The sequence below is a fragment of the Streptomyces corchorusii genome, assembly GCF_001514055.1.
Classification (GTDB): Bacteria; Actinomycetota; Actinomycetes; order Streptomycetales; family Streptomycetaceae; genus Streptomyces; species Streptomyces olivaceoviridis.
The window spans coordinates 338773-350614 of sequence record NZ_KQ948354.1; the positions used below are offsets into that span (position 1 = coordinate 338773).

General features: G+C 74.8%; 5 protein-coding genes. 1 reads left to right on the plus strand and 4 read right to left on the minus strand.

What is annotated here, in order from left to right:
* Together AQJ11_RS11520 and sbnA are read right to left on the minus strand one after the other, a co-directional pair.
* Positions 1 to 2039: condensation domain-containing protein (locus tag AQJ11_RS11520; protein ID WP_159061650.1), on the minus strand; the 2039-nt coding region annotated here is incomplete at its 3' end.
* Between the two features lie 45 nt (positions 2040 to 2084).
* Positions 2085 to 3134 (minus strand): 2,3-diaminopropionate biosynthesis protein SbnA, encoded by a 1050-nt coding sequence (gene sbnA, locus AQJ11_RS11525; RefSeq protein WP_059262960.1) that lies wholly within the window; start codon positions 3132 to 3134, stop codon positions 2085 to 2087.
* Between the two features lie 230 nt (positions 3135 to 3364).
* On the opposite strand from sbnA, the gene AQJ11_RS11530 reads away from it, so the two are divergent.
* Positions 3365 to 10573 carry an amino acid adenylation domain-containing protein gene (locus tag AQJ11_RS11530; RefSeq protein ID WP_059262961.1) on the plus strand — a complete coding sequence of 2403 codons (7209 nt, stop codon included), beginning with the start codon at positions 3365 to 3367 and terminating at the stop codon, positions 10571 to 10573.
* Between the two features lie 80 nt (positions 10574 to 10653).
* On the opposite strand, the gene AQJ11_RS11535 is transcribed toward AQJ11_RS11530, so the two are convergent.
* Both AQJ11_RS11535 and AQJ11_RS11540 read right to left on the minus strand, forming a co-directional pair.
* A complete protein-coding gene (locus tag AQJ11_RS11535) occupies positions 10654 to 11334 on the minus strand; it encodes an AfsR/SARP family transcriptional regulator (RefSeq protein WP_014674488.1) in 681 nt (226 codons plus the stop codon).
* 212 nt (positions 11335 to 11546) lie between these two features.
* Complete coding sequence (locus tag AQJ11_RS11540; protein WP_051009715.1) at positions 11547 to 11837, minus strand: helix-turn-helix domain-containing protein; 291 nt, start codon at positions 11835 to 11837, stop codon at positions 11547 to 11549.
* Positions 11838 to 11842: the final 5 nt, after the last annotated feature.

An 11842-nucleotide genomic window follows, 5' to 3' on the forward strand; every position in this document is an offset into this window, starting at 1 on the left:
AGCTCCCCCGCCACCCGCACCGTGCCACCGACCAGCAGCGGGGCCAGCATCTGCCACACCGAGACGTCGAACGTCAGCGGCGCGTTCTGCACCACCGACTCCCCCGCCACCAACTCCAGATCCCCGACCTTGGCCCACAGGTGGTTCACCATCCCCGAGCGCTGCACCATCGCCCCCTTCGGCCGGCCCGTGGACCCGGACGTGAACATCACGTACGCCAGATCCAGGCCCCCGCCGACGCAGGGGAGTTCGGTGGTGCGGGTGGTGTCGGAGGGGTCGGCGAGCGGCAGGGCGGTCAGACCGGGGTGGTCCGGGGCGTCGTACGCGCCGCCGGTGAGGAGGTGGCGGGCGCCGCTGTCGGCGAGCAGGGACGCGTTGCGGGCCGCCGGAGCCGCCGGGTCCAGCGGCAGATACGCCCCGCCCGCGGCGAGTACGCCGAGCACACCGGCCACGAACGGCACCCCGGGGTCGGCGAGCATCGCCGCCACCGAGCCGGGACGGAACCCGGCGGCGGTCAGACGGGCGGCGACACCGGCGGCCCGGGTCAGCAGCTCCCGGTAGGTGACGCCGGCCGTGCCGTCGGTGACGGCGACGGCGTCCGGGGTGCGGGCGGCCACCGCGCGCACCCGCTCGACCAGGCCCTCGTACCCGGCACGCTCGGCCTCCGGGTCCCAGGTGCCCAGCAGGCCGACCGGCTCGCCGGGCGCGCGCAGGCCGACGCGGGCGAGGGGCTGGTCGGCGGGGAGCGCGGCGAGGTCGGCCAGGAACGCCTCGAACCGGGCCAGGTGGGCGGCGAGTTCGGCGTCGGTGTACAGCTCCGGGTTGCCGTCGAGGTGGATCTCCATCGTGCCGTCGACGGTGTTGAGGACGGTCACGATGAGGTCGTTGACGATGCCGGTGGACAGGTTGACGACCGTGCCCGGGCAGTCGCCGAAGGCCAGCGCCGGGTCCTGGTTGAGGACGTTGATGAAGGGGCCGAAGACGCGCCGGTCGTCGGTGCGCAGGCCGATGTCGCGGCGGATGCGGTCCCCGCGGTACCGCTGGTGCTTCAGGGCGCCGGACACCTCGGTCCAGGCCCGCCGCAGCAGTTGCCGGGCCGTCAGTTCGGGGCGGACGCGCACGGCGAGCGGCAGGTAGTTGGCGAGCATGCCGGGGATCTCGCGGGCGACCGCGCCGGTACGGCCGGTGACCGGGAGGGTGAGCAGCGGCTCGGCGGCTCCGGTGACCCGTTGGGTGTAGGCGGCCATGGCGCCGACCATGAGGACGGGCAGGGTGACCTTGCCGGTCCGGGCGAGGTCCCGCAGCGCCTCGGTGGCCTCGGGGCCGAGCCGGGTGGTGTGGCGCAGGGCGCTGCGGCCGGGGGCCGGGTCGCGGTCGGAGAGCGAGACGAGTTCGGGTGCCGGGCCGTCGCCGGAGGCGGTGAGGCGGCCGGTCCAGTAGGCGCGGTCTCGGTCGACGTGCCGGGACTCCAGGTAGCGGCGTTCGCCGTCCAGCAACCGGTGGAAGGCGGGGATGGCGTCGGCGTCCAGGGCCGCGTCGTCCTCGCCGGCGGCCAGCCGCGTGTAGAGGGCGGCGAGCTTCGGGTAGAGCAGGGCGCGGCTGAAGCCGTCGGCCAGGATGTGGTGCATGCACAGGTAGAGCAGGTGGTGCTCGGGGCCGAGGGTGAGCAGCGCGCCCCGGAACAGCGGGAAGTCGGTGATCCGGAGCGGGTCGGCGTGGTCGGCGCGCATCCAGCGCCCGGCGGCGCCGAGCGGGTCGGGTTCGCCGCTGAAGTCGAGTGTCCGCAGCGGGAGCCGGGCGAGCGGCCGGATGATCTGGCCGGGGGCGCCGGCCTCCTCCACGAACTGCACGCGCAGTCCCTCGGCCTCGTGTCCCAGGCGGTGCAGCGCCCGCTCCAGCAGCCCGGTGTCGAGCGGCCCGCGCAGGTCGATGTAGTCGGCCATGTTGTAGCCGAGCGGTCCGGTGGCGAACTGCTCGTCGAACCAGATCTCGGCCTGCGCCGCGGTGAGCGGGAGGACGGCGCCTCGGTTTGTCGTCATCTCTTTGCTCTCCGTCATTCTCGAAGTCAGCCCCGGCCGGCCCGTTCAGTCCGCGGCGGCGGCAGCGGCGGCCGGCGTGAGCTCGCCCGTGCCGTCCCGGCCGGCCCGGTCCGCCGCCGGCCCGGTCAGCGGGCCGGGGCCGAAGGCACCGCGCACCCACTCGTCGTGGTAGACGGTCTCCATGTAGCGGTCGCCCAGGTCGGGCGAGATGGTGACCGCGGTGATCTGCTCGCGGACTCCGCCGGCCCCGTCGCCGTAGTGCTCCTCCAGCCAGCGCAGGGCGCCGGTCACCGCGGTCCCGGTGGAGCCGCCGACGGGGAAGCCGTGCCGCATCAGCGTCCGGCAGGTCCGCACGGTGGCCGCCTCGGGCACGTGCACCACGGCGTCGACCAGGCTCTCGTCGAGCAGCGCCGGCCGCACGCTGGTGCCGAGGCCGGGGATGTGCCGGGTGCCGGCCGGTCCGCCGAAGGTGACGGAGCCGATGCTGTCGACGGCCACCACCCGCACCGAGGGCCGGCGTTCCCGGAACCAGCGGGCGCAGCCCATCAGGGTGCCGGTGGTGCCGGCGCCGACGAACAGCACGTTCAGGTCGGGGAACTGGCGGGCGATGGCGGGGGCGGTGGTGCGGTAGTGGGCCATCCAGTTGCCGGGGCTGAGGTACTGGTTCAGCCACACCCGGGAGTCGTCGGCGGCGAGCAGTGCCTTGACGTGGCGGATCCGCGCGCCGAGGAAGCCCTCGGTCTCGTGCGGTTCGGTGACGACGTGGACCTCGGCGCCGAGGGACTCCATGGTGCGCCGGGTCACCGCGTTGCAGCGGGTGTCGGTCACGCACAGGAAGCGGTAGCCGCGGCTCGCCGCGAGCAGGGCGAGCGCGACGCCCATGTTGCCGGACGAGGACTCCACGAGGGTGGAACCCGGGCGGAGCCGGCCTGCGGCCTCCGCCTGGGCGACCATCTCGCGGGCGGCCTTGAGTTTGATGGATCCGGCGAAGTTGAATCCCTCGATCTTCAGGAACAGGCGGCGCCCGAACAGCGGCTGAAGATTCACGAAGAGGTCGCTGACATCGAATTCGTGCGACGCGGTGATGACCGGCACTGGCACTCCTGGCCTTCGGCGGCGAATGGGCCTCGCCGGCAAGCCTGTCGACGTGCACTGACCGTGGACTGACGGTTTGCTGACGGTTTCCGGCCATGTCGGCGCGCCCGCGAGGTGTCAGCTGGCGGTCAGTTGTTCGTCAGCGTGCTCGTGAAATCGTCGTCCGGTTGGAATCGTGCGGGCCGGAAATGTTCCCGCGCTCATCCCCGCTCTTCCGTGAGGAGCACGGCTTGAACCGGCAATCCGCCATCAGTGAAGTCCTCCCGCTGTCGCCGCTGCAACAGGGGCTGCTGTTCCTGTCCGCGTACGACCGGGACGCCACGGACGTGTACGCGCTGCAACTGGTGCTCGACCTCGCGGACGTGACCGACGCGGACGCGGAGGCGCTGCGGGGCGCCTCGGGCGCGCTGCTCGACCGGTACCCGAATCTGGCGGCGTGCTTCCGGCACCGCAAGAGCGGCGAGGCCGTCCAGGTGCTGCCCCGGTCGGTGGAGCTGCCGTGGGCCGAGCGGCGGCTGCCCGCCGCCGGGTTCGACCGGGCGACCGGCGAGGAGCGGCTGCGCCGCTTCGACCTGGCCCGGCCACCGCTGCACCGCTTCCTGCTGCTGCGGGCGGACGACGGACGGGCCCGGCTGCTGTGGACGGTCCACCACATCCTGGTGGACGGCTGGTCGATGGCCACGCTCACCCGGGAACTCGCCGAGGCCTTCGTGCGGTTCCGGGACGGCGGCACGCTGCCGGACCGGCCGGCGGCCCCGCCGTACCAGGCCTACCTCGCCTGGCTGGGCACGCAGGACAAGGAGGCGGCCCGAACGGCGTGGCGCCGGGCCCTGGAGGGGGTGACGGAGCCGACGCGGCTGGTGCCGGGGGGCGGGGACACCGGCGGGGCCGCGGCCGCGGGGGCCGGCGGGAGTACCGGGCTGCCGCGGCGGATCACCGTCGACGTGCCGCCCGGGGTCTCCTCCGCGCTGGCCGGCTTCGCCCGGTCCCGGGGGCTGACCGTCGGCGCGGTGGTGCAGGGCTGCTGGGCGCTGCTGCTGTCCCGGCTGACCGGGCAGGACACGGTGGTGTTCGGAACTGTCGCCTCCGGCAGGCCCGCGCAGTTGCCGGACGTCGAGCGGATGGTGGGCCTGTTCGCCAACACGCTGCCGGTACGCGCCGACGTGACCGCCCGGCTGACCCCGGCGGAGCTGTTCGAGCGGGTGCAGCGGGCGCGGACGGGGCTGCTGGCGCACGAGCACCTGCCGCTGGCGGAGATCCAGCAGGGGACGGCGGTGCGCGGTGAGCTGTTCGACACGGTGCTGCTGTTCCAGAACTATCCGATGGGCGGGCCGGATGCCGAACCGGCCCTGTCGGGACCCCGGGTGACCGGCGTGGACATCCGCTCCGCCACCCACTACCCGCTGACCGTGACGGTGTTCCCCGGTGAGCCGTTCGAGCTGGCCGTCGACCATCTGCCGGCGCTCGTCCCGGAGGCCGAGGCGCGCCGTGTCGGACGGTGTCTCGTCCGGCTGCTGGAGGAGACGGTGCGCCGGCCGGACGAGCCGTGCGGCCGGCTGGACCTGCTGGACGCGGGGGAGGCGGGCCGCGTCCTGACGGACCGCAACCGCACGCAGGAGCCGGTGCCGGGGCCGGGGCTGGCACCGCTGCTGGAGCGGTGGGCCGCGCGCACGCCCGACGCCCCGGCGCTGCGCTGCGGCACCGAGCGGCTGACGTACCGGGAGCTGCACGAGCGGGCGGACCGGCTGGCGGCGGCGCTGCGGGCGGCGGGCGCCGGTCCGGAGCGGCTGGTCGGGCTGGCCCTGGACCGGTCGGCCGATCTGGTGGTGGCGGCGCTGGCCGTGCTGAAGGCGGGCGCGGCCTACCTGCCGCTCGACCCGGACCACCCGGCGGAGCGCCTGCGCCTCATGCTGGCGGACGCCACGCCGGTGGTCACCCTCACCCACCACCGGATCCGCCCCTTGCTGGACACGATGGGCACGCCGCTCACGGGGCCCTTGTGGGTGCTGGACGAGGACCCACTGCCCGCCCTCCCGGCCCACCGGTCGAGCCCCGAGACACCCCCCGCCCCCCTCCCGGCCACCCCACCGCCGTCAGCCACCACCGCACCGGCCGCACACCCGGCGCCCCCCGCGGCCCCGGCCCCGGCCACTCCCCCTCCCCCCGCCTCTCCCGCCGGCCCCGCGGACACCGCGCCCCTCCCTCCCCATGCCGACCACCCGGCCTACGTCATCCACACCTCCGGCTCGACCGGCCGGCCGAAGGGTGTCGTCGTTCCGCACGGCGCGCTCGTGAACCTCGTCGCGGACATGGGCCGGCGCTGTGCGGTGACGGCGGCGGACCGGTTCCTCGCGGTGACGACGTTCGGGTTCGACATCGCCAACCTGGAGCTGTTCGTGCCGCTCGCGGCGGGCGCCGAACTGGTCGTCGCCGACCGGGAGACGGTCCGCGACCCGGCCGCCCTGGCGACGCTGATCGGGGACTGCGGTGCCACCCTGCTCCAGGCCACGCCGAGCCTGTGGCAGGCCCTCGCCGGCTCGCACGCCCAGGCCCTCGCCGGCCTGCGGGCCCTCGTCGGCGGCGAGGCGCTGCCCGAACCCCTGGCCCGGTCGCTGACCGCGCACTGCGCGTCGGTCACCAATGTGTACGGCCCGACGGAGACGACGATCTGGTCGACGGCGGCGCCCCTGCCCCCGGTGCCGTCCGGCCCGCCGCCCATCGGCCGCCCCATCGCCAACACCCGGGCCTACGTCCTGGACGCGGCGCTGCGCCCGGTGCCCGACGGCTGCTTCGGCGAGCTGTACCTCGCCGGCGCCGGTCTCGCCCGCGGCTACCTGGGCCGTCCGGGCCTGACCGCCGAGCGGTTCACGGCCGATCCGTTCGGGCCGCCCGGCACCCGCATGTACCGCACCGGGGACGTGGTGCGCTGGTCGCCGGACGGCACGGCCCTGGAGTACGGGGGCCGCACCGACCACCAGGTGAAGATCCGCGGGCACCGCATCGAGCTCGGCGAGATCGAATCCGTGCTGGGAGCACAGCCCGGCGTCGAGCGGGCGGTCGTCACCGCCCGCACCGACCGGAGCGGGGACACCCGCCTGGTCGCCCATGTCGTACCGGCAGGGACCGACCGCGACCGGCTGCGGGAGCGCGCGTCCGCGGTGTTGCCCACGCACATGGTCCCTGCCGTGTACGTCTTCCTGGACGAGCTGCCGCTGACGCCCAACGGCAAGGTCGACCGCAAGGCACTGCCCGCCCCGGCCGAGCGGCGGGCGGGCACGGGCCGGCCGCCGTCCGGAGCGCGCGAGGAACTGCTGTGCGCGGTCTTCGCCGAGGTGCTGGGTCTGGACCGGGTGGGGGCCGACGACGACTTCTTCGCGCTCGGCGGCCACTCGCTGTCCGCGATCCGGGTCGTCAACCGGCTGCGGGCCGAACTGGGCACGGAGGTCCCGCTGCGCACCCTGTTCGACGCCCGCTCGGCCGAGGCGCTGGCACGCGCCCTGGCCGGGGAGCCGGACGGGACCTCGCCGCCGGTCCGGCCCGCGCTGCGCGCGGCGGCGCGCCCGGAGGCGCCGGACGTCCTGTCGTACGCGCAGGAGCGCCTGTGGTTCCTGGACCGGATGGGCGCGGGGGCCGGCTACAACATCCCGCTGGCGGTACGGCTGTCCGGCCCGCTCGACACGGGGGCGCTGGGCGCGGCGGTGGCCGATGTGGTCGCCCGGCACGAGACGCTGCGCACGCTGTTCGTGGCGGCCGGCGCCGGGGCGGCGCCGCTGGTGCTCGCCCCGGAGGAGGCGGACGCCCGCCTTGAGGTCGTACCGGTGCCGGACGAGGACGCCCTGGCCGGGGCGCTGGCCGCCGAGGCGGCCGAGCCGTTCGACCTGGCCGCCCGGATCCCGGTGCGCTCTCGCCTGTTCGCGCTCGGCGACGACACGCACGTACTGGCCCTGACGCTTCATCACATAGCCGCCGACGGGTGGTCGTTCGGGCCGCTCGCCCGCGACCTCACCACCGCCTACGCGGCCCGTCGGGCCGGTCGCGCCCCGAACTGGCCGCCGCTGCCCGTGCGGTACGCCGACCACGCCCGCTGGCAGCGCGCGCTGCTCGGCGCCAAGGACGACCCGGACAGTCTGCTGTCCGCCGAACTCGGGCACTGGACGAAGGCGTTGGCGGGCATGCCGCAGGAGCTGGAGCTGCCGGCCGACTTCCCCCGGCCGGCCCGGTCCTCGCAGCGCGGCGCCGCGGTCACCCGTACGCTGCCCGCCGACGCCCACGCCCGGCTCGCCGAGCTGGCCCGGGACGCCGGTGCAAGCCTGTTCATGGCCGTCCAGGCGGGTCTCGCGGCCGTCCTGACCCGGCTCGGCGCGGGCACCGACATCCCGCTGGGCAGCCCGGTCGCCGGGCGGACCGACGAGGCGGTGCGCGACCTGGTCGGCTGCTTCGTCAACACGCTGGTGCTGCGCACCGACACCTCCGGCGACCCGTCGTTCGCGGCGCTGCTGGAGCGGGTGCGGGAGACGGACCTGACGGCGTACGCGCACGCCGAGCTGCCGTTCGAGCATCTCGTCGACGAGCTGAAGCCGCAGCGGTCGCTGGCCCGGCACCCGCTGGTGCAGGTGGTGCTCTCGGTCACCCCGGGCGACGACCCGCTGCCCGCGCTGCCGGAACTGACGGCCACCGTGGAGCCGGTGCCCTCCCGCACGGCCAAGTTCGACCTGGCCTTCGAGGTGACGGAGCGCCGTGGCGCCGACGGCGGCCCCGCCGGGCTCGACATCCGCCTGGAGTACAGCACGGACCTGTTCACCGGGGCCACGGCGGACCGCCTCGCCGGTGCCCTGGCCGTGCTCCTCGCCGACGCGGCCCGCACCCCGGGCGCGCCGATCGGCGCCCTCGCCCTGCTCACCCCGGACGAGCGCCGCGCCTCGCTGGCCGCGGGGCACGGCCCGTCCCGGCCCCGCCCAAAGGCGACGCTCCCGGCGCTGTTCGAGGCGCACGCGGCGGCGGCACCGGACCGCGCGGCGCTGGCGGTGCCCGGCGGGGCGGAGGTGTCGTACGGGCGGCTGAACGCGGACGCCAACCGGCTCGCCCGGCTGCTGCTCGGCCACGGGGCCGGCCCGGGTGCCGTGGTCGCGCTGATCCTGCCCCGCTCCCCGCTCACCGTGACGGCGCTGCTGGCGGTGCTGAAGACCGGCGCGGCCTATCTGCCCGTCGACCCGGACTACCCGGCCGAGCGCATCGCGTACATGCTCGGCGACGCGGCCCCGGCCGCCGTCCTCACCGTCCGGGAGTCCGCCGGCCGGGTGCCGGACGGCACGGCCCGGGTGGTGCTGGACGACCCGGCCACCACGGACCTCGTCGCCGGCCTGTCCGGCGCCGACGTCACCGACGCCGAGCGGACGCGCCCGCTGTCGGCGCGGGACACCGCGTACGTCATCTACACGTCCGGGTCGACCGGCCGGCCCAAGGGGGTGGCGGTGCCGCACGCGGGCGCGGCCCACCTGGTCGCCCACCACCGGGAGGAGCTGGGGACCGGGCCGGACACCCGGGTGCTCCAGTTCGCCTCGTTCAGTTTCGACGCGACCGTGTGGGAGCTGGCCGCCTCGCTGTTCTCCGGCGGCACCCTGGTGCCGGCCACCGCCGAGAGCCGGCTGTCCGCTCCGCTGCTCGCCGGCCTGCTCAGCGAGGAGCGGATCACCCACGCGCTGCTGCCGCCGACCGTCGTCGGCCGCTTCCCGGACCCGGCCGCCCTGCCCGCGGACCTGTGCCTGATGGTCGGCGGCGAGGCCTGCCCGCCCGCCGTGGTGGAGCGCACGGCGGCCCGCGTGACGCTGCGCAACGCCTACGGCCCGACCGAGATCACGGTGGCCGCCACCCTCAGCGCCCCGCTCGCCCCGGACGGCGGCCGGCCGCCGATCGGCCGGCCCCTGCCCAACGTCCGGGTGTACGTCCTGGACACGGCTCTCGCGCCGGTGCCGGACGGGATCACCGGCGAGCTCTACATCGCGGGCGCGGGTCTGGCCCTGGGCTACCGGGGCCGCCCGGCCACCACGGCGGAACGGTTCGTCGCCGACCCCTACGGGCCGCCCGGCACCCGCATGTACCGCACCGGGGACCTGGTGCGCCGGCGCGCGGACGGCGAGCTGGACTACGTGGGCCGCGCCGACCAGCAGATCAAGCTGCGCGGCTTCCGGATCGAGCCGGGGGAGATCGAGGCCGCGCTCACCCGGCACCCGGTGATCGCGCAGGCCGCCGTGGTGCTGACCCCGGCGGACGGCGGCGGCCGGCTGACCGGGTACGTGGTGCCGGTAGCGGGCGTGGCCGCCGTCGACGTGCCCGTGCTGAGCGCGTACCTCGCCGAGTCGCTGCCCTCGCACATGGTGCCCACCGCGCTGGTGTCGCTGCCCGCGCTGCCGCTGACCGCGAACGGCAAGCTCGACGTCCGGGCCCTGCCCGCGCCCGGCGCCCCGGCGCCCGCGGCCACCGGGCGGGCCCCGCGCACCCCGGCCGAGCGGGCGCTCGCGGAGGTGTTCTGCGAGGTGCTGGGGCTGGACGAGGTCGGTGCCGACGGGGACTTCTTCGCGCTGGGCGGGGACAGTCTGCGGTCGGTGGAGGTGGTCGGCCGGGCCGCCAAGGCCGGGCTGACGCTCGCCCTGTCCGATGTCTTCGCGCACCGCACGGTGGCGGCCCTGGCGGCGGCCGCGACCCCGGCCGGGGCCCGGGAGGCGGTCGCCGTACCGCTGCTGGAGATCCGGCCGCAGGGCACGGCCGCGCCGTTGTTCTGCGTGCACGGCGGGGTCGGCTTCGGGCTGCCGTTCGCGGAGCTGGCCGCGCGTCTCGACCCGGACCGGCCGGTGTACGCGCTCCAGTCCGACGGTGTCGCGGCGCAGCCGGGCGCCTGGGACCGGCCGGCAAACGTGCGGGAGCTGGCGGCGACGTATGTGGAACGGGTGCGGCGGGTCCGGCCGCACGGGCCCTACCACCTGCTGGGCTGGTCGTTCGGCGGGCTGGTCGCGCACGAGATGGCCGTCCTGCTCCAGGCGGCGGGCGAGCGGGTGGCGTTCCTGGCGGCCCTCGACGCCTTCCCGGTGGCGCCCGGCGATCCGAACCCCACCGACGAGGAGATCCGGTCGGCCTTCCTCGCCCACCACGCACGCGGCACGACGGTCGCGGACCGGGACCTGGACCGGCTGATGACGGTGATGCGCCACCACACCGACATCGCGCGGGGGTTCACCCCCGGACGGTTCGCCGGTCCGCTGACGCTGCTCGTGGCGACGCACGGGCAGCCGGCTCCCACCGGCGAACTGGCGGCGCGTTGGCGGCCGTACGTGGACGGCCCGCTCACCGTGCACGAGGTCGCGTGCGGACACGAGGAGATGCTGGGCGGTGCGGCGGTACGGCAGATCGGCGCGCTCACCGACAGCGCGCTGCGGGAGGCGTGAACGCGGGCACGGGAAAGCGCCGGCGGCCTGGGTGGCGCCGGCGCTCCGTCCGTCCGTTCAGCCGATCACCGCTCGTCCGGTCACAGCAGCGAGGGGTCCTGCATCAGGATCGCCTGGTACAGGGTGTGCAGCCGCTTGCTCGGCTTGAGGCCCAGTTCGTCGTCGAGCCACTTGCGGGTGCGGTGGAAGATGTCGACGGCCTCGGACTGGCGTCCGCACCGGTAGAGCGCGATCATCAACTGCTCGCTGAACCGCTCCCGTTCGGGATACTGCGCCAGGAGCTGCTTCAGCTCGGCAACGACGACCCCCGCCTCGCCGGCCTGCAGTTGCGCCTGGATCAGATCCTCCCGCGCGGTCTTGCGCTGTTCGTCCAGCCGCAGGGCCACGGCCCGGCAGCGCGGTCCGTCGCTCACGTCGAGCAGGGCGGGCCCGCGCCACATGGCGAGGGATTCCCGCAGCAGCCGGACGGACTCGTGCGGCTCCCGGGCGACCAGGGTGGCGCCCTGTTCGGCCAGCCGCAGGAAGCGGTAGGCGTCGAGGGCCTCCTGCGGCACGTCGAGCATGTAGCCGTTGTCGACGGTGCGGATCAGCCCCTCCTCCCCGTCCGGGAAGCCGAGTTCGGCCAGCGACTTCCGCATGCGCCGCACATTCGCCTGCAAGGCGTTCCGCGTGTTCTTCAGCGGGGCCTCGCCCCAGAGTTCGTCGATCAGTTCATCGAAACCGACGACTTGACCAGGATTCAGCGCGAGCATGGTCAGCATCACGCGAATCTTCTTCGCCCGCACGCCGATGGTTCTTTGACCATCCCCGATCAGCAGCGGACCCAATATGGAGATGTGCACCAAATTCCCGTCCCTACTCATAAAAACCGGTCACAAGCCCCCACCTCGCGACCCACGGGGCGGCCACGGAACCGTGGGTGGGCGCAATCAGCGGCGCCCGACACAGGGAAACGTCCGAGAGTCAGAACTGATCAATTATCAGTCATATCTGGCCGGTTAGGCACTGTACCTTCGTACATGAGCAGGTGAGCCTGTGCCACGAGACCCACCTGAAGACGGGATTCCACTTTCAGCTTCGCCAGGATGCTCGCCACATGGGCCTTCACCGTGCGTTCCGTCACACGCAACCTGACCGCGATCGCGCGATTCGATAACCCCGCTCCGAGCAACGAGAAGACCTGCCTCTCGCGCTCCGAGAGCGACTCCACCTGGGTGAGCTGATACTGCCAACGAGTCGACGGCAGGCCGTCGTCACCGTGCATAAGGG

Bases quoted from the DNA above. Each gene is read 5' to 3' on its own strand.
- AQJ11_RS11535 (WP_014674488.1), bottom strand. From the start codon at position 11,334: ATGCTGACCATGCTCGCGCTGAATCCTGGTCAAGTCGTCGGTTTCGAT.
- AQJ11_RS11540 (WP_051009715.1), bottom strand. From the start codon at position 11,837: ATGCACGGTGACGACGGCCTGCCGTCGACTCGTTGGCAGTATCAGCTC.